This is a genomic window from Lampropedia cohaerens, assembly GCF_001005215.1.
In the GTDB taxonomy this organism is placed as follows: domain Bacteria; phylum Pseudomonadota; class Gammaproteobacteria; order Burkholderiales; family Burkholderiaceae_C; genus Lampropedia; species Lampropedia cohaerens.
Window position 1 is genome coordinate 68,826 of sequence record NZ_LBNQ01000032.1, and the last position, 18,544, is coordinate 87,369.

At 61.2% G+C, this 18,544-nt stretch carries 18 protein-coding genes; 13 read left to right on the forward strand and 5 right to left on the reverse strand.

What is annotated here, in order from left to right:
• Nucleotides 1–76 precede the first annotated feature (76 nt).
• Nucleotides 77–751: a 16S rRNA (guanine(527)-N(7))-methyltransferase RsmG gene (gene rsmG / locus AAV94_RS10255; RefSeq protein ID WP_046742221.1), complete on the reverse strand. Its 675-nt coding sequence runs from the start codon at nt 749–751 to the stop codon at nt 77–79.
• On the reverse strand, nt 748–2,736 hold the full coding sequence (mnmG, locus tag AAV94_RS10260; protein WP_046742222.1) for a tRNA uridine-5-carboxymethylaminomethyl(34) synthesis enzyme MnmG: 1,989 nt from the start codon (nt 2,734–2,736) through the stop codon (nt 748–750). Before mnmG ends, rsmG begins: the two co-directional genes overlap by 4 nt.
• A gap of 217 nt (nt 2,737–2,953) precedes the next feature.
• Here mnmG and AAV94_RS10265 point away from each other — a divergent pair, with 217 nt between their 5' ends.
• The 4 genes from AAV94_RS10265 (at nt 2,954) to AAV94_RS10280 (ending at nt 6,357) form a co-directional block, all read left to right on the forward strand.
• Nucleotides 2,954–3,502, forward strand: coding sequence for a PepSY domain-containing protein (locus AAV94_RS10265; RefSeq protein ID WP_046742223.1), 549 nt, complete (start codon nt 2,954–2,956; stop codon nt 3,500–3,502).
• A gap of 200 nt (nt 3,503–3,702) precedes the next feature.
• Nucleotides 3,703–4,311, forward strand: coding sequence for a glutathione transferase GstA (gene gstA / locus AAV94_RS10270; protein WP_046742250.1), 609 nt, complete (start codon nt 3,703–3,705; stop codon nt 4,309–4,311).
• Between the two features lie 199 nt (nt 4,312–4,510).
• The gene (locus tag AAV94_RS10275; RefSeq protein WP_046742224.1) at nt 4,511–5,626 is read left to right on the forward strand and encodes an alkene reductase; all 1,116 of its coding nucleotides are present in this window, start codon (nt 4,511–4,513) and stop codon (nt 5,624–5,626) included.
• A gap of 107 nt (nt 5,627–5,733) precedes the next feature.
• Nucleotides 5,734–6,357, forward strand: a complete 624-nt coding sequence (locus tag AAV94_RS10280; RefSeq protein WP_046742225.1) for an inorganic diphosphatase — start codon at nt 5,734–5,736, stop codon at nt 6,355–6,357.
• Nucleotides 6,358–6,374: 17 nt separating this feature from the next.
• On the opposite strand, the gene AAV94_RS10285 is transcribed toward AAV94_RS10280, so the two are convergent.
• Nucleotides 6,375–8,252, reverse strand: coding sequence for an ATP-binding cassette domain-containing protein (locus tag AAV94_RS10285; protein ID WP_046742226.1), 1,878 nt, complete (start codon nt 8,250–8,252; stop codon nt 6,375–6,377).
• A gap of 145 nt (nt 8,253–8,397) precedes the next feature.
• On the opposite strand from AAV94_RS10285, the gene AAV94_RS10290 reads away from it, so the two are divergent.
• Nucleotides 8,398–8,892: a hypothetical protein gene (locus AAV94_RS10290; protein ID WP_046742227.1), complete on the forward strand. Its 495-nt coding sequence runs from the start codon at nt 8,398–8,400 to the stop codon at nt 8,890–8,892.
• Nucleotides 8,893–8,900: 8 nt separating this feature from the next.
• Here the strand turns inward: AAV94_RS10290 and AAV94_RS10295 are convergent, their stop codons facing one another.
• Nucleotides 8,901–10,991 (reverse strand): acetoacetate--CoA ligase, encoded by a 2,091-nt coding sequence (locus AAV94_RS10295; protein ID WP_046742228.1) that lies wholly within the window; start codon nt 10,989–10,991, stop codon nt 8,901–8,903.
• Nucleotides 10,992–11,229: 238 nt separating this feature from the next.
• Here AAV94_RS10295 and AAV94_RS10300 point away from each other — a divergent pair, with 238 nt between their 5' ends.
• Nucleotides 11,230–12,765 (forward strand): acetyl-CoA hydrolase/transferase family protein, encoded by a 1,536-nt coding sequence (locus AAV94_RS10300; RefSeq protein WP_046742229.1) that lies wholly within the window; start codon nt 11,230–11,232, stop codon nt 12,763–12,765.
• Between the two features lie 46 nt (nt 12,766–12,811).
• Here AAV94_RS10300 and AAV94_RS10305 read toward each other — a convergent pair whose 3' ends face one another.
• On the reverse strand, nt 12,812–13,828 hold the full coding sequence (locus AAV94_RS10305; RefSeq protein WP_046742230.1) for an integron integrase: 1,017 nt from the start codon (nt 13,826–13,828) through the stop codon (nt 12,812–12,814).
• Nucleotides 13,829–13,955: 127 nt separating this feature from the next.
• Between AAV94_RS10305 and AAV94_RS10310 the strand changes: the two genes are divergently transcribed.
• The 7 genes from AAV94_RS10310 to AAV94_RS10345 all read left to right on the forward strand — a co-directional run bounded on the left by AAV94_RS10310 (nt 13,956) and on the right by AAV94_RS10345 (nt 18,515).
• Nucleotides 13,956–14,801: an ANT(3'')-Ia family aminoglycoside nucleotidyltransferase AadA6 gene (locus AAV94_RS10310; protein ID WP_022675713.1), complete on the forward strand. Its 846-nt coding sequence runs from the start codon at nt 13,956–13,958 to the stop codon at nt 14,799–14,801.
• A gap of 45 nt (nt 14,802–14,846) precedes the next feature.
• Nucleotides 14,847–15,536: a VIT1/CCC1 transporter family protein gene (locus AAV94_RS10315; protein ID WP_046742231.1), complete on the forward strand. Its 690-nt coding sequence runs from the start codon at nt 14,847–14,849 to the stop codon at nt 15,534–15,536.
• Nucleotides 15,537–15,637: 101 nt separating this feature from the next.
• Nucleotides 15,638–15,991 carry a hypothetical protein gene (locus tag AAV94_RS10320; protein WP_046742232.1) on the forward strand — a complete coding sequence of 118 codons (354 nt, stop codon included), beginning with the start codon at nt 15,638–15,640 and terminating at the stop codon, nt 15,989–15,991.
• Nucleotides 15,992–16,044: 53 nt separating this feature from the next.
• Nucleotides 16,045–16,275 (forward strand): hypothetical protein, encoded by a 231-nt coding sequence (locus tag AAV94_RS10325; protein WP_046742233.1) that lies wholly within the window; start codon nt 16,045–16,047, stop codon nt 16,273–16,275.
• Nucleotides 16,276–16,369: 94 nt separating this feature from the next.
• The gene (locus tag AAV94_RS10330; protein ID WP_156454408.1) at nt 16,370–16,816 is read left to right on the forward strand and encodes a hypothetical protein; all 447 of its coding nucleotides are present in this window, start codon (nt 16,370–16,372) and stop codon (nt 16,814–16,816) included.
• A 70-nt stretch (nt 16,817–16,886) separates the two neighbouring features.
• A complete protein-coding gene (locus tag AAV94_RS10335) occupies nt 16,887–17,249 on the forward strand; it encodes a hypothetical protein (RefSeq protein ID WP_046742235.1) in 363 nt (120 codons plus the stop codon).
• A 127-nt stretch (nt 17,250–17,376) separates the two neighbouring features.
• Nucleotides 17,377–18,515 (forward strand): IS3 family transposase gene (locus tag AAV94_RS10345; RefSeq protein ID WP_156167861.1). Its coding sequence is split into 2 segments (ribosomal slippage): nt 17,377–17,626 and nt 17,626–18,515, totalling 1,140 coding nucleotides; the frame shifts between segments, so codons are not numbered across the junction.
• Nucleotides 18,516–18,544: the final 29 nt, after the last annotated feature.

Genomic DNA, 18,544 nt, shown 5'->3' on the forward strand with positions numbered 1-18,544 from the left:
CTCCCCTCGAAAAATAGCCGTTTCGCCCATCAGGAAACGGCAACAGCGCGATTGTCAAAGCCGTGATGATAGCGGCTCAAACACCCCTCGAATCGGGTCGTAGCCATACCAGGCAGCGCTCGGCATCCAGCCCGGGTACGGTCACTGGTTCCACGTGAAACACTTCGATGCCCACGGGCAAGGCGGCCATCTCGTCCTCGGGTTGCCGACCTTTCATGGCCATCCAGGCTCCGCCCGGCGCCAGCAAGGGCTGCGTCAGCTGTACGAAGTCGGCCAGGCTGGCAAATGCCCGTGAAACGATCAATGTGTACTGTTCCTGCAGCGCCTCAACGCGCGCATGGTGCGCATGCAGGTTTGCCAGCGGCAGCTGCGCCGCCACCTGCTGAACGAACGCCATCTTCTTGGCCACCGCATCCACGCAATGCACTTGCACCTGCGGACAACAGATAGCCAATACCACGCCCGGCAGACCACCGCCCGCCCCCACATCCAGCACCTTGGGCGCCAGCCCGGCGGCCAGACGGTCGGTGATGGCCCGAGTGAAGGGCGACACCACCGCCAGGCAATCAAGCAGATGCAGACGCAGCATCTCGGCCGGATCGCGCACCGCGGTCAGGTTGTAGACCTTGTTCCACTTCTGCAGCAGCGCCAGGTAGTCCAGAAGCTGTCGCTGCTGTGCAGGCTGCAGCACCAATCCCAAGGCCTCGCAGCCGCGCTGCAGGCTGTGCGCCAGATCCTCCGTGGCACTCATGCCTGGGCCTCGGCACTGGCCCAGCGCTTGCCCGTCTTCTTCAGGTGGATCAACAACAGCGACACGGCTGCCGGCGTCACCCCGGAAATGCGTGAAGCCTGTCCCAGCGTCTGCGGCCGGTGCTGCGCCAGCTTCTGGCGCACCTCGAAGGACAACGCCGTGACCTCGCTGTAGTCCAGATCTTCCGGCAGCAGCAGATTCTCGAAGTGCTGCGCGCGCTCGACCTCTTCCTTCTGACGATCGATATAACCACTGTATTTGGCGGCGATCTCCACCTGTTCGACCACTGGCTCGTACAGGTCCCCCAACGTTTCACGTGAAACCGCAGGCGAACTGATCTGCAGCTGCGCATCAGGCTGCGGCTGCAGGCCCATCAGCGCTTCATACTGCACGCCCGGACGGCGCAGCAGGTCAAACAGGTTGTATTCGTGCTCGATCGCCTTGCCCAACACCCTTTGTGCTTCCGCCTGCGACAGCTTGCGCGGACTGACCCAGGTGCTCTTGAGACGCGCGGTCTCCGCCTCAATGGCGTCGCGCTTGCGGCAAAAGGCGTCCCAGCGCGCGTCATCGACCAACCCCAACTTGCGTCCAGCTTCGGTCAGCCGCAGATCGGCATTGTCCTCGCGCAGCTGCAGCCGGTACTCGGCGCGGCTGGTGAACATGCGATACGGCTCCGTCACCCCCTTGGTGATCAGATCATCCACCAGCACGCCCAGATAAGCCTCATCGCGGCGCGGCACCCACGGCTCGCGCCCCTGACAGTGCAGCGCCGCATTCAGTCCGGCGTACAGCCCCTGCGCTGCGGCTTCCTCGTAGCCGGTGGTGCCGTTGATCTGCCCGGCAAAGAACAGCCCCTGTATCTGGCGTGTCTCGAAGTTGCTCTTGAGCCCGCGCGGATCGAAGTAGTCATACTCGATGGCATAGCCCGGACGCAGGATGTGTGCGTTCTCCAGCCCCGGCATGGACCGCACCAGCGCGTACTGGATGTCAAACGGCAGGCTGGTGGAAATTCCGTTGGGATAGACCTCATGCGTAGTCAACCCCTCGGGCTCCAGAAAGATTTGGTGACTGTCCTTGTCGGCAAACCGGTTGATCTTGTCCTCCACGCTGGGGCAGTAGCGCGGCCCCACCCCTTCGATCCGGCCGGTAAACATGGGGCTGCGGTCAAAGCCACTGCGGATGATCTCGTGCGTGCGGGCATTGGTATGGGTGATCCAGCAGGAAATCTGCCGCGGGTGCATCGCACGGCTACCCATAAAGCTGAACACCGGCATATGGTCCGGGTTGTCGCCCCCAGGAACGCCATCGCCCGGCTGCTCAATGCACTTCGAGAAATCAATGCTGCGGCCATCCAGCCGCGGAGGCGTGCCGGTCTTCAGGCGCCCCTGCGGCAATTGCAACTCCTTGAGCCGCGCAGACAGCGACACCGCCGGCGGATCCCCCGCGCGCCCGGCCTGGTAGTTGTTGAGCCCGACGTGGATGCGCCCATCAAGAAAGGTGCCCGCCGTCAGCACGACGGCACGGGAGCGAAAGGCAATCCCCACCTGCGTGACAGCGCCAATGACGCGCTCGCCCTGCACCAGCAGATCATCGACGGACTGCTGGAACAGCCACAGATTGGGCTGATTTTCCAGGCGGCGTCGGATCGCTGCCTTGTACAGCACCCGATCGGCTTGCGCGCGCGTTGCGCGCACCGCCGGACCCTTGCTGCTGTTGAGCGTGCGAAACTGGATCCCTGCCTCGTCCGTCGCCAGTGCCATCGCGCCGCCCAATGCATCGACCTCCCGCACCAGATGGCCTTTGCCGATGCCTCCAATGGAGGGGTTACAGCTCATCTGGCCCAGCGTCTCGATGTTATGGGTCAGCAGCAGCGTGCGGCACCCCATGCGTGCGGATGCCAGGGCCGCTTCGGTGCCCGCGTGGCCGCCACCTACGACGATGACGTCAAATTCCTGCGGATAGTGGTAAGGGGACTGGTCTGACATGGGCGTTGCCCCGATAGCCCGAGGCTGGCAAAAACAGCGAGCCGACCATTTTACTGGCTCGCCCACATCTGCGTTGCGCGCAGGGTTGGCGTCAACGCGGCCTGTTCCACGTGAAACACCGGCGCACGACCAGGAACCTGGCTGACAGCGACGCGCTCAAACGCCACACACAATACAGGCAGCGAACACATCAACCACCTTTCAGGAGGACTCTGACATGGCCATCCATCAATTGCCGCACATCACCGTGCGAACTTGCATGCCAGCACTTGCCGCAGCGCTTGCCTTCGGCACCACAGCCGCCATTGCCGACAGCAGCCGGGAAATCCAGCAACAGCTCGCTACGGCCAAGCTTTCACTTTCCGATGCCATCGAGCGCGGCTTGCAGGAAGTGCCTGGGCAGGTGATCGACATCGCCATCGATCAGGATGACGGCACCCTGCTCTATGAGATGGAGGTCGTCACCTCGGAAGGCGATAGTGTGGAACTGGACATCCATGCAGCTGACGGCAGCGTCCGCAAGTATGAGAACGATGGCAAGGCTTCGCGGCGCGATCAGGAACGCCTGGCGGCCGCACGCCTGGATATCCGCCAGGCCATCGATGCGGCGGTGCAGCATACGCCCGGCACACCCTATTCCGCCGAACTTGACCGTCATTTCGGCACCGTCGTCTATGAGGTGGACATTCTGCAGGACGACGCGCGCAAGTTCGAGGTCAAAATCGACGCCAAGACCGGTGCCATCGTACAGGCGCACGAAGACTGACAACGGCTCCTTACGCCCCGTCGTCCGCTCCCCGACAAGCTACGCACATCACGCCCCTGGCCGTCACTTGGACGGTCAGGGCCTACACCCGGTACGATTTTCCCGCCACCAGCAGCGCACGCGCCTTCTCGCTATAGTCAGTCGCTGGCAGCCACTGCCTGCCACGCGTACACATCCCGAGGAGAAACATTCCCATGCCCTTGAAGCTCTACTACAGCCCTGGCGCCTGCTCGCTGTCCCCGCATATCGTGCTGCACGAAGCCGGACTTGCACACGAGGCGATCCTCGCCAGCACCAAAAGCCACAAGCTGCAGGATGGCACCGACTTCTATACCATCAACCCACTGGGCTACGTCCCCTTGCTGGAACTGGAAGACGGTCGCCGCCTCACTGAAGGTCCGGCCATTGTGCAGTATCTTGCCGACCAGGCGCCCGACAAGCAACTCGCCCCCGCCAACGGCACCTGGGAACGCTACCAGTTGCAAAGTCGCCTCAACTTCATTTCCACGGAACTGCACAAGAACTTCGGTCCACTGTTCAAGCCCGGCTCCTCCGACGACACCAGGCAGGCGGCCAGGCAAGCGCTGCATGGCCGCCTCAGCTTCGTGGAGCAGGAGCTTGCCAGGCAGCCCTATTTCAACGGCCCAAGCTTCAGCGTCGCAGACGCCTACCTGTTCACGGTCGCGAACTGGGCCAAGCATGTGCACGTAGATATCTCCGCCTTTTCCCACCTGCAAGCCTATCTCGCCCGCATTGCCGAGCGCCCTGCCGTGCAGGCGGCGTTGAAGGCCGAGGGCCTGATCAAATAGCCGCCATACAGCCCCGGACCAGGAGCGCCTAGTGCCCCGGCCGGAGACGGATACACGAGAAGTATCTGTTCTTGCCGCTGCGGTGCGGGTCTTGAGCGGTACGCCAGCGCCCCTATCTCTCTCCAGTGATGCGAGGCCGACATGCCGCGCATACCGTCTCATCTCCCGCAAAAAACCGCTATCCGAATCGAGTCCATCCATGTCTGAAATCTTGTTCACCCCATTTACCGCTGGCGACCTGCAACTGGCCAACCGCATCGTCATGGCACCGCTGACACGGAACCGCTCGCCACGCGCCGTACCCACCGCACTCAACGCCGAGTACTATGCCCAGCGTGCCAGTGCCGGGCTGATCATCAGTGAGGCCACGGCGATCAGCCATCAGGGCCAGGGTTATGCCGATGTGCCCGGCCTGTACGCGCCAGAGCAGATCGAAGGCTGGAAGCAGGTCACCAGCGCCGTGCATGCGCGCGGCGGCAAGATCGTCTGCCAGCTCTGGCACGTCGGGCGCATCTCGCACACCAGCTTGCAACCGGGCGGCCAGGCGCCGGTGGCACCATCCGCCATCCGTGCCGAAGCGAAGACCTATCTCATCGACGCCGACGGCAAGGGCCACTTCGCGCCCACTTCCGAACCGCGGGCGCTGGAAATATCGGAGTTGCCCGGTATCGTGGATGACTACGTCCGCGCCGCAGCGGCGGCCATCGAGGCGGGCTTTGACGGCGTCGAAGTCCATGCCGCAAATGGCTACCTGCTCGACCAGTTCCTCAAGACCGGTGCCAACCAGCGCACCGATGCGTATGGCGGCAGCATCGAAAACCGCGCGCGCCTGCTCTTGGAGGTCGTCAAGGCCGTCACCGACAAGATCGGCGCTGGCAAAACCGGCATCCGCCTCTCACCCGTCACACCGGCCAACGGCATCCATGACGCCGATCCGCAGCCACTGTTTCACTACGTCGCGCAGCAGCTTGCACCGTTCGGGCTGGCCTATATCCACATCATCGAGGGCGCCACGGGCGGACCGCGCACACTGGACGATCGCCCCTTTGATTACGACGCCCTGCGTCAGGCCTACACGCAGGCCGGCGGCAAGGCGGCCTGGATGGTCAACAATGGCTATGACAAGGCGCTCGCCGAGCAAGCCTTGCAGGCAGGCAAGGCCGATCTGGTGGCGTTCGGACGGCTGTTCATCGCCAACCCGGACCTGGTCGAGCGACTGCGCCGCAACGCTGCGCTGAACCCGCTTGATACCGAACACATGTATGGCGGCGGCGCCAAGGGCTACACGGACTACCCCACGCTGGCCGACAGCTGAGCGTCCACGCGGCAGCCAAGCATCGGCGGCGGCACGTCACAAGGGTTTCACGAAGCGGTCGGAAAATCCGCCCACTTATACGGATCCAGTCCGCTTCGGAGCCCGTCATGAAACGGCCTATCGCCGCCATCGCGGCCGCCATCCTCACCTTGGGCAGCGCTGCTGCCTTGGCCGAGCCAGGCAGTATCTCGCATCCATTTCACGTTTCTCAGCCCGAGAACGCACCTGCTGAAGTGCTGATGGCCGTAGAGATTCCTGCAGGCAGCTACACCAAGTACGAGATCGACGAGAAAACCGGGCTGGTCTTTGTCGACCGCTTCCAATCCATGCCGGTGATCTATCCCGCCAACTACGGCTCGCTCTCCAGCACACTGGGCGGCGACAACGATCCGCTCGATGGCCTGGTCTTCACGCGCGAGCCGCTGCACCCGGGCGTCATGATCAAGTTTCGCCCGATCGGCTACCTGAAGATGATCGATGGCGGCAAGGCCGACGAGAAAATCATCGGCGTGCCCACCAGCGACGTGGATCCGACCTACGACGCCATCCAGGACATCAGCGACCTGCCCGTCGTCGAGCGCGAACGCATCGAGGCCTATTTCCGCGTCTACAAGCAGCTACCGGCCGGCCGCAAGGAAGTGCAGCTCAACGGCTACGGCAACGCGCAGGAAGCCCGCGAGATGGTGCGCCAGGCCATCACGGCCTACCAGCAGCGCGCAGCGCGCCCCTGAGCGCGCCCCAGCCATGTTCAGCCGCCCAGCGCCTCCCAGCGCTCCAGGGCGGCCATCAGTTCTTCCTCAATTGCTGCAGCGCGCTGCGCCAGCGCCGCAGCGCGCTGGTGATCGCTGGCATACAGACTGCCATCGGCCAGCTGCGCATTGATCTGCGCCTGCTCGGCCTCCAGCGCCTCGATGCGCGCAGGCAGCGCCTCCAGTTCGCGCTGCTCCTTGTAACTGAGCTTGCGCTTGACCGGCTCGGTGCTGCGGGCGGGCTGGTTTTTCTGCGCCGTCGGAGGGGCATTGTCCTTGCCCTGCTGGCCGGCTGCAGCCAGGTCACGGCTGCGTTGTGACTGCAGCAGCCAATCCTGCACGCTGCCCTCGTACTCGCGCCAGAGGCCATCGCCTTCGGCGGCAATGATGCTGGTGACGACGTTGTCCACAAACGCCCGGTCGTGGCTGACCAGGAAAACGGTGCCGTCATAGGTCTGCAGCAGCTCTTCCAGCAGCTCCAGCGTTTCCATGTCCAGATCGTTGGTCGGCTCGTCCAGCACCAGCACATTGGCTGGCTGCGCAAACAGGCGCGCCAGCAGCAGCCGGTTGCGCTCGCCGCCCGAGAGCGATTTCACTGGCGAGAGCGCGCGGCGTGGCGAGAACAGAAAGTCACCCAGGTAGCTTTTGACGTGCTTGCGGGCCTTGCCGATCTCGATCCACTCGCTGCCCGGGCTTATGAAGTCCTCCAACGTCGCTTCGGGGTCGATGGCCTCGCGCATCTGGTCGAAATACGCAATACGCAGGTTCGCGCCCCGGCGAATGCTGCCGCTGTCAGGCGCCAACTGCCCGAGAACGAGCTTGAGCAGCGTGGACTTGCCCGCGCCGTTGGGCCCCAGCAGACCGACCTTGTCACCACGCAGGATGGTGGCGGAGAAATCCCGGATCAGGTGTTTGTCGCCAAAGCTCTTGGAGACATTCTTGAGTTCGGCAACGATCTTGCCGCTGGCATCACCGCTGGCGATATCCATGCGCACATTGCCCAGCACATTGCGCCGCTCGGCACGTTGGCGGCGCAATGCCTCCAGGCGCACGATGCGGCTGGCACTGCGGGTGCGCCGCGCCTCCACGCCCTTGCGAATCCACACTTCCTCCTGCGCCAGCAGCTTGTCCGCCTTGGCGTTCTCCACCGCCTCCTGCGCCAGCTGCTGTTCCTTCTGGGCGCGGTACTGGCTGTAATTGCCCGGGTAAGAACGCAGTTGACCACGGTCGAGCTCCACCACGCGGGTAGCAATCCGATCGAGAAATGCCCGATCATGGGTGATGACGACGATGCTGCCGTTGAAAGCCAGCAGCAGCTCCTCCAGCCAGGTGATGGAGTCCAGATCCAGGTGGTTGGTCGGCTCATCGAGCAACAGCAGATCAGGCTTGGTCACCAGCGCCTGTGCCAGCGCCACGCGCTTCTTGTTACCGCCCGAGAGCGTCCCGACTTTAGCCGCACCATCCAGATGCAGGCGCTGCAGCGTCTCTTGCACGCGCTGCTCCCAGTTCCAGCCATCGGCCGCCTCAATCTTCGTCTGGAGCGCATCCAGATCCACGCCATCGGCATGTGCCAGATACTGCTCGCGCAACGCAATCACCTCGGCAAGCCCGGCGGAGACTGCCTGGAAAATCGTCGCCGTCTCATCCAGCATGGGCTCCTGGGGCACATAGGCCACGCGCAATCCGCTTTGCATATGGATGCTGCCATCGTCCGGCGCAGCAAGCCCTGCCATGATCTTCAGCAAAGAAGATTTGCCTGCGCCATTGCGTCCAATAAGCGCGATACGCTCGCCCTGCTCCACTGCAAGCTCGGCGTGGTCCAGCAGCGCCACGTCACCAAACGCCAGCTGCATGTTCAAGAGTGTGATCAAAGCCATCCCTGGATTATCCGCGCCAGAGATTCCACACAACGCAACCGGACCGACAAGCCAGCTTTACAAAGCCCGCTTATGCTTGTGTATGCGATGGCCTCGTGGCCGATGATGCCATCCATCGCCGAGTATCCGAAAATAAGACACCGCCATGCGTATCCTGACTTCCTGCATCGCTCTGGCCTGCAGCACCTTGCTGCTGGCCGGCACCGCCAACGCCCAGCGTGGCTACTACCATCCGCTGGGCAGCCATGCCTATCACCAAGGTGCGTGGGGCCAGCATCACTACCGTGGCGGCTACCGCCCCTACTATCCGCCACACCGCTATCGCCCGGAACGGCGCAGCAGCAACCACGATGCCGGCGTCGCCATTGGCGCGCTGGTCATCGGCGGCATCCTGGGCTATGCCATCAGCCAGGCAAACCAGCCACGCCAGCCGGATGCTACCTATTACTACGATCGCCCTGTTGCGCCGCAGAGCTATGGCTATAGCTACGGCACCATAGCTCCACAGCGTTTGCCAGCGCCTGCCCCTGTCACGACCTGGCAACCGGCTCCCCAACATCCTGACTACCAGCCGTCAGGCGCACCCGTTTACGAGACACGCGTGGTCAACGGCAAAACCTATTTCCGCCCGGCAAGATAGCCGTGCCTTCAACCGGCCGCCGATTGCGCCACATGCTGCTGCGCAAAGCGCAGGTACCAGTCCAGGCACTCAGGATTGGCCATGGTCTCACGGTTGATGACCTGCTGCGCCGGTTGGCCAAGCAGCAGCTTCTTGATCGGCAGCTCCTGTTTCTTGCCGCTGAGTGTGCGCGGTATCTGCGCGACCTGGACAATGGCATCCGGGACGAAGCGCGGCGAGAGCGCGGTGCGAATCGCGGTTTGGATGCGTTGCCTTAGCGCATCGTCAAGGCCCACCCCTTCGCGCAGCACCACAAACAGCGGCATGTAGCTGCCACGGCCAAGAAACTCCAGATCCACCACCATTGAATCGAGCACCTCGGGCAGCGCCTCCACCGCGCGGTAGATCTCGCTGGTGCCCATGCGCAAGCCATGGCGATTGATGGTGGCATCCGAGCGGCCATAGATCACGCAGCTGCCATCGGCGCCGATGCTGATCCAATCGCCGTGACGCCACACTGGGCCCGCCGCTGGCGGCAGGTCCCCGCCCCCTGGCCTGCGGCCGAGCCCGGGGGGATAGGCGTCGAAGTAGCTGCTGCGCAGGCGGCTGCCGTCGGCATCATTCCAGAGATACAGCGGCATCGAAGGAATGGGCTGCGTGCAGACCAGCTCACCGACCTGGTCGACCACCGCCTGGCCTGCCTCGTCCCACGCATGGACGGCCGCCCCCAGCATGCGGCACTGCATGCGCCCGGGCGTCTGCGGCAACTCGCGGTTGCCTCCGAGAAACGCACCGGCAAAGTCCGTTCCGCCAGAAATGTTGCACCACCAGATGCCCTCACCATCCTCTCCCGCCACGCCTGCTTCGCGCATGAACTGCGTGCCCCAGTTCTGCACCTCCTCGCTGAGCGGCGAGCCGGTGCTGCCCAGTGCCCGGATGCTGCGCAGATCGCCGCATTGCGCAGCACTGATGCCTGCCTTGGCGCACAGAGCATAAAAGGCCGCGCCGACGCCAAAGAACGTAACCTTGTGGCGCGCCGCAAAGCGCCACAGGGTGGTCATGTCCGGCTGATCCCTGGAGCCGCCGGGGCTGCCATCGAAGAGCACGAGGGTTGTGCCGTGCAGCAGGCCAGCGATCTGCGCATTCCACATCACCCAGCCGGTCGAGCTGTACCAGTGGTAGCGCTCGCCCAGGCTGTTGGGCGCATAGCTGCAGCCGACATCGTTGTGCAGGCCCAGCATCATCAACATCACCAGCATCATGCCGCCCTGACCATGCACGATGGGCTTGGGCAACCCCGTCGTGCCACTGGAATAGACGATCCAGACGGGATGATCGAACGGCAGCCAGAGCGGCTCGAAGCCGCGCGTGGCCGCATCGTCGCGCTGCACGATGTCACTGAAACGCTGGTAGCCGGGCCAATCGGCCTGTGCGTCCTGATTGCCTACGAGAATGGCATGGTGCACGCTGGGCAGCGCCGCACGTATTTGCTCGCCCGCCTCGCGCCGGTCAATGGCCTTGCCGCCATACACTACGCCATCGACCGTGAACAACACCTTGGGCGCAATCTGCCGGAAGCGATCAAGCACCGCGTGCGTGCCCATGTCCGGCGCGCAGACGCTCCACACCGCACCGATGCTGGCCGAAGCGAGAAACGCCACGATCGTCTGCGGAATATTCGGCAGGTACGCGGCCACGCGATCACCCGGCTGCACACCCAGCTGCTGCAGGTGCAGCGCCAGTGCGGCCACCTGCTGCTGCAATGCTGGCCAGCGCATCTGCGCGACTTGCCCCAGCTCGTTGTCCGCAATGATGGCCGGCATGCCCGCCGCATCAGCCGCCTGCACATGTCGCCAGATCTGTCGCACCAGATTGACCTGCGCGCCCTCGAACCAGTGCGCGCCGGGCATGACGTTCTCGGCCAGGACACGGCCATGCTGCGTCGGCGACTGCACCTCAAAATAGTCCCAGATGCTTTGCCAGAAGGCCTCCAGCTCCGTGGTGGACCAGCGCCACAGCGCGTCATAGTCGCCAAAGCGCAAGCCGCGCGTCTGGGCCAGCCAATCCTGATAGAGGCGGATTTGCGGAACGTAGGGGGGGCGCTGAATGCGTGGTTGCATGGACAACTAGCTTAAGCAGCCCTACGCCATGCACTGCTCGGGTTAACCCGCGACTGTTGTCCCGCACGTGATACCCCTGTGCCAAATGCTGCAAGCGCACATGAGAAAAGCCTAGGGAAAATCGGGTAATCCCTAGTAAAAATAACGCCATGGCGTCGTTTTGCAGTCCTACGATAAGGGTTATCGCGTAAGGGAAAACCTGTTTCCCCCACCTAACTGCACATCAACGAAGCCCACCATGACCCAACATTCCCGCATCCAGTGCCCCAAGTTGCTTGACAAAGTCATGTCCGCCGAACAGGCCGCCGCGCTGATTCCAGAAGGCGCCACCGTCGGCATGAGCGGCTTTACCGGCTCTGGTGCGCCCAAGGAAGTGCCACAGGCCCTGGCCGCCCGCATTGAGCACAGCGTGGCGCAGGGACACCCGTTCCGCATCAATCTGTGGACCGGGGCCTCCACCGGCCCGGAAATCGACGGCGCGCTGGCCAAGGCCAACGGCATCCAGATGCGCCTGCCCTACCAGTCCGATCCCATCGGCCGCCAGCGCATCAATGAAGGCGCGATGGACTATATGGATGTGCACCTCTCCCATGTCGCGCAGTACGCCTGGTTCGGCTTCTTCGGCAAGCTGGACGTGGCGGTCATCGAGGTTGCGGGCATCCTTCCCGACGGCAGTCTGATTCCCTCCACTTCAGTGGGCAACAACAAGACCTGGCTGGATCTGGCCGATCTCGTCATCCTTGAGGTCAACGAACGCCAGCCCATCGGCCTGGCTGGCATGCACGACGTGTACTACGGCACACAACTGCCCCCCAACCGCGTGCCCATCCAGATCACCCACACGCAGGACCGCATCGGCGAGCAATACCTGCGCTGCGACCCGAACAAGGTCATCGCCGTGGTGCAAACCAACAAGCCCGACCGCAACTCGCCCTTCAAGCCCGTCGACGACAAGGCACGCCGCATTGCCGGGCATCTGATCGAGTTCTTCCAGCATGAGGTCAAGCGCGGGCGCCTTCCGGCCAACCTGCTGCCGCTGCAATCGGGCGTGGGCAACATCGCCAACGCCGTGATGGGCGCGCTGACCGACGGCCCGTTCGAAAACCTTACCGCCTTCACCGAAGTCATGCAGGACGGCATGCTGGGCATGCTGCGCTCGGGCAAGCTCAAGAACGTCTCCTGCACCGGCTTCTCCCTCAGCCCGGAGGGCGAGCGCGAGTTCGTCGACAACCTCGACTTCTACCGCGACAAGATCGTCATCCGCCCGCAGGAAATCAGCAATCACCCGGAGCTGATCCGGCGCCTGGGTGTGATCGCCATGAACGCCATGATCGAGGCCGACATCTACGGCAACGTCAACTCCACCCACGTCTACGGCTCGGCCATCATGAACGGCATCGGCGGCTCCGGCGACTTCGCCCGCAACGCCTACCTGGCCATCTTCATGGCCAATGCCTCGGCCAAAGGCGGCGAGCTCTCATGCATCGTGCCTGCCGTCTCGCATGTCGACCACACCGAACATGACGTGCACATCCTCGTCACCGATGAAGGCCTGGCCGACCTGCGCGGCCTCTCGCCCAAGCAGCGCGCCAAGGTCATCATCGCCAACTGCGCCGCACCCGAGTTCAAGGATGAGCTGCAGGACTACTACGACCGCGCCCTGCACCATTCCTATGGCAAACACACGCCCATGCTGCCCGGCGAAGCCCTGAGCTGGCACGAGCGCGCCATGCGCACCGGCAGCATGCACGCCAAGCACAAAGAAACGGTGTAACGCAACGCGGTGAAACGCGGGCGCAAGCCATTGCGTAGCGCAGCGTTTACAACGCATCCAGCGGGCTCAACACGCCACGCCCGCCCTTGTTGAGTACGTGGGTGTAAATCATGGTCGTTTTTACATCCGCATGGCCCAGCAACTCCTGCACCGTGCGGATGTCGTAACCCGCCTGCAGCAAATGCGTGGCAAATGAATGGCGCAACACATGCGGGCTGACCGGCTTGGCAATCTCCGCCAATTTGGCCGCCTCGCGCACCGCGCGTTGCACCGACTCTGGATACAGATGATGGCGCCGCTCCCACTGCCTGCCTGATGCGTCAGGGCGCGGATCAAGCGCACGCCCGGCGGCTGGAAACACATATTGCCAGGCCCAACTGCGATCAGCCTGCGGATACTTCACCGCCAATGCATCCGGCAAATACACCCGCCCAAAACCCTGCGCCAAATCCTTGTCATGCAAGGCCTTGGCTTTTGCCAACTGCGTCTGCAAAGGCGCCATCAAATTCTCTGGCAACACCGTCACCCTGTCTTTACTGCCCTTGCCCTGGCGCACCACAATCTCACGCCGCGCAAACTCCACATCCTTGACGCGCAGCCGCAATGCCTCCATCAAACGCATACCGGTGCCGTAGAGCAACTGCGCCACCAACCCGGCAGAACCCTTGACATGCAACAACAAAGCACGCACTTCTGCAGGCGTTAACACCACGGGCAAGCGGCGCGATGGCTTGGCGTGTACCACCTCATCCAGCCACGGCACCTCCAAGGCCAATACCTCTTTGTAGAGGTACAAAATCGCCGACTTGGCTTGATTTTGTGTGGACGCAGAGACTTGGCGCTCTACCGCCAAGTACGTGAGAAACGCCGTAATCTCACGCGCTCCCATCTCCGCAGGATGCCGCTTGCCATGGAACAAAATGAACCGCCGCACCCAGTCCACATACGCCTGCTCGGTGCGGATGCTGTAATGCTTGGTGCGAATGCTGGCTCGCAGCTGATCCAGCAACCTTGGCGGCTGACGTTGCACTTGTAATTGACCGTCATCTCTGGCATATTGCATCCGGAAAATTTTAGGTTTGCCTATAACCGTCAGCATCAGGGTTTGCCTTGGGTGCCAGCTAAGGCAAGTCGGACGTTAGGCGACATATTTTCGTGGAAAGCATGTCGTCTAAATATAGTTAGACATCATGAGTAACGCAGTACCCGCCGAGATTTCGGTACAGCTATCACTGGCTCTCAACGCCATCGAGCGTCATCTGGAATCAACGTTGCTGGCCGTGCATTTGTACGGCTCTGCACTGGACGGTGGCCTGAAGCCATACAGTGATATTGATTTGCTGGTTACTGTGGCTGCACGGCTCGATGAGACTGTCCGACAAGCCCTGGTCGTAGATCTCTTGGAAATTTCTGCCTCCCCTGGCCAAAGTGAGGCTCTCCGCGCCTTGGAAGTTACCATCGTCGTGCATGGTGATGTTGTCCCTTGGCGTTATCCGGCCAGACGGGAACTGCAATTCGGGGAGTGGCAGCGTAAGGACATTCTTGCGGGCATCTTCGAGCCCGCCACAACCGATGTTGATCTGGCTATTCTGCTAACTAAAGTAAGGCAGCATAGCCTTGCATTGGCAGGTTCGGCCGCAGAGGATTTCTTTAACCCAGTTCCGGAAGGCGATCTATTCAAGGCATTGAGCGACACTCTGAAACTATGGAATTCGCAGCCGGATTGGGAAGGCGATGAGCGGAATGTAGTGCTTACCTTGTCTCGCATTTGGTACAGCGCAGCAACCGGCAAGATCGCACCGAAGGATATCGTTGCCAACTGGGCAATGGAGCGTCTGCCAGATCAACATAAGCCCGTACTGCTTGAAGCCCGGCAGGCTTATCTTGGACAAGGAGAAGATTGCTTGGCCTCACGCGCGGATCAGTTGGCGGCGTTCGTTCACTTCGTGAAACATGAAGCCACTAAATTGCTTAGTGCCATGCCAGTGATGTCTAACAATTCATTCAAGCCGACGCCGCTTCGCGGCGCGGCTTAATTCAGGCGTTAGGCGCTACTGCTCACCTTTATATTTGGGCTTCGCATGAGACATTCTGAAAGACATAGAACCGATCGGATCGGCTGGCTTCGTGCTGCGGTTCTTGGTGCAAACGACGGAATTGTGTCTACTGCGAGCCTGGTCCTGGGTGTGGCGGCGGCAGGGGCGGACTCTAAGGCTGTTTTGATTGCAGGCATTGCTGGTCTCGTCGCTGGCGCTATGTCGATGGCAGCGGGGGAGTATGTGTCAGTCAGCTCTCAAGCCGACACTGAGGAGGCCGACCTTGCCAGAGAGAGAACGGAGCTGGCTGATGCGCCTGAACAAGAGCATGCTGAGCTTGCCGAGATCTACGTTAAGCGCGGTTTAGACCGGGCGCTAGCAGACGCAGTAGCAAGTCAACTAATGAAGCAGGATGCGCTGGGAGCCCATGCCCGTGATGAACTTGGCATTTCAGAAGTATCCACGGCCCGTCCAATTCTGGCTGCGCTTGCGTCAGCAGGTACATTCTCGGTAGGAGCGGCCCTTCCTTTATGCGTCGTCTTTCTGCTTCCGGCGTCGCTACTTATATGGGTCGTCCCCGGTAGTTCACTGCTTTTCCTTGCCTTGCTAGGCTCATTAGCCGCGAAGGTCGGCGGCGCTCCTGTTCTTAAGGCTGCCTCTCGGGTTACGTTTTGGGGGGCCTTGGCTATGGCTTTGACGGCTGGGGTCGGTGCGCTCTTTGGGGTGGCCGTATGATGTGCTGGCGTTGCGTTCTCTCGCCTAACCAAGCGCTGCTGTCGGACAAATTTTCCGCTGCGCTCCAAATTTGCCGCAGAGCGCGGCGTTAGGGTGGATGTATGGATATGCGTCACGGTATTCACCGATTAAAACTTGTCTGGGCGGTGCTTTGTGTTGCCGTCGCCGGTTTTCTCATGTTCATGTTTGCCACCGGTGCTCCCGACTCGCCCGAAATGGGCCGCATTTTTCTTGGCATTGCTGTTGTCACAGCTAGCCTTGCAGGCCTTCCTTTTGTCAGTTTACCCATTGACCTTCGGGTGTGCCTTGGCATCGTCGGCGTTCTCGGCGGCTCCGCCTACATTTCTGGAGCGGGAAAGTGGCCAGAAGGTTTTTTCATAGCACTTGTTTTCGCAGTTTTGCTATATGCAGCCATTTGGGTCGTCAAGGGGTTCTTTCGCAAGCAGCGCCCCTAACATTTCGTTGCAGCCGACCGCCTACGGCGGCGGCTGAACTCAGGGCGTTAGCCATGGATGCATTGATCGACTTGGTTATGCTGCTGGTGTTTCACTGGCGTCTCGGTTTGTCAGTAGTCGGCACGACCGTTTTAGCTGTTTTTCTCGCCGCCACTCTTCCATGGTTTTCCGGTGCATTTGGTCTTGCGCTTGTTATTGCCTCTGTCGGCTTGGGACTGGTGTGGGAAGGGGCTGCCGAAAAAAAGCGAGCGGAACGCTTCGCCAAGGCGAAAGAGGGTGTGTGAACGCAGTGTCTAACCCTTCGCTCAAGCGGACCCGCATTCTGCGGGCCGCTTACCTTGTTCGTTAGGCGTCATAGCGAAGATCATGCGAGCACCCATGGAACTAGTCGCAAATGTTTGGCCAGTCGTAGATGAGAGCACGGGACTTGTGCAGCGATTCTTCATGCGTGCTTATGCAATGGAGAGTGATGACAATGTCATTAGCACAGTTCTACAAGCTCTCGCCCCAACCGATTTTCGTATCGCGAGGGTATTCAAGGTTCCGGAGCGCTTCAAGATAACATCTGAGCACGGCACGATGAGTGGAGCTGTTCCAATTGGTGCGTTCCAGCAAAACATTCAAGCGATCATCGAAGGCGCATACCGAGAATTAGAGTGCGACTATGCAAAGGTACAAGGCATTGACATGTCATCTGGAACCCCAAAGCCAGTTAATGTTGTCCCGCGCTTTCCAGAAGATCCGTACACCATAATTACATCGCTCATCGAAACATTTGACGGGCAACTGCTACCACAAATGACAGGCAGCCAGCATGACACCTAACAATTCGTCCAAGCCGACGCCGCTTCGCGGCGCGGCTTAACTCAAGCGTTAGGCATCATCAGGAGAGTTCATGAAGTACATGTGGGTTCTAGTTGCCGCGATCACGCTTACCTTTGCTCCCGCAATTGCAAACACGCCGTTCGATCATCTGCAGATCGACAATGAGCGTTGCAATCTAGTCCAGTCGGGCTCGCGCAACCAGTCGGTTGTGTGGGAAGGCCGGTCAGAGATCGGCATGTGTCACGTCGTTGTCCCGGTGGAGGAGTTCTCCCGTACTTACTCGCATTGCGCACTCTCGGGCGTCCTTGGCGATTCAGGCCCCGTCATGTGCGAGTTTGGCTACTCGGATCGGGAGCGCACCAAGGTCTTTTTCTTGGCAAAGCCCAAGAATGTATGTCAGTTCGTATGTGTAAAGCACCCACCGAAGGGCTGATGCCTAACAATTCGTCCAAGCCGACGCCGCTTCGCGGCGCGGCTTAACTCAGGTGTTATTGACCTGCCCCCCGATTTCAGTACCACGCCGAACTTAGTAGAGTCCGTTTTCCGAGCAGGAGACGGTAGTGAAAAAGCGTTTTACAGAAGAACAGATTCTCGACTTTCTTAAGCAGGCAGAGGCCGGCGTGCCGGTGAAGGAGCTGTGCCGGCGGCATGGCTTCAGTGATGCATCCTTCTACACTTGGCGTGCCAAGTTCGGTGGCATGACCGTGCCGGACGCCAAGCGGCTCAAGGATCTCGAGCTGGAGAACAGCCGGCTAAAGAAGCTGCTAGCCGAAGCCCATCTGGATATCGAGGCACTTAAGGTGGTCGCCCGGGGAAAAGGGTAAGCCCGACAGCACGGCGGGAGGCGGTGCAGGAGATGCAGGCCAGAACCGGTATCTCCGAGCGCCGTGCCTGTCAGCTGATCGGGCTGTCTCGCTCGGTGCTGCGCTATCAACCCCGTTCCAGCGAGCAAAACACCAGGCTGCAATCCCAACTTATGGAGCTGGCACAGGAGCGTCGGCGCTTTGGCTATCGGCGCCTGCATATCCTGCTGCGGCGGGCTGGCATGCAGGTCAACCCTAAACGGATCTATCGCCTGTACCGGGCTGCCGGGTTGATGGTGAAGCGCCGGAGGCGCCGCCACGGTGTCGCCGTAGAGCGCGAGCGGCTGAGTCTGCCGAGCGCGCCGAATCAGGTATGGTCGATGGACTTCGTCTTCGATGCACTCAGTACGGGACGTAGGATCAAATGTCTGACGGTGGTCGATGATTTCACCAAGGAGGTGGTGGGTATTCTTGTGGATCACGGCATCAGCGGCTTTCGTGTTACTCGCGCATTAGATGAAATGGCCCGATTCCGCGGTTACCCCAAGGCAATCCGCACCGACCAGGGCCCCGAATTCACCGGCAAGGCTCTTGATCAATGGGCCTATCAGCGCGGCATCAAGCTGAAGCTGATTCAGCCTGGCAAGCCGACACAGAATGCGTTCATCGAATCATTCAATGGCAAGTTTCGGGATGAATGCCTGAATGAGCACTGGTTCTGCTCACTGGCCGAGGCCAGAATCCGCATCGCGGCCTGGCGAAGGGACTACAACGAACACCGACCGCACAGCGCTATCGGGAATCACACCCCGGCAGAATTCGCTGCGCATTGGAGGGCAAGCCAACAGCAACCCCGACATGAAAAACTAACATCAACCCCAGGGCCTACTAACTAGGAAACGGTACTAAAACTGGGGGCAGGTCA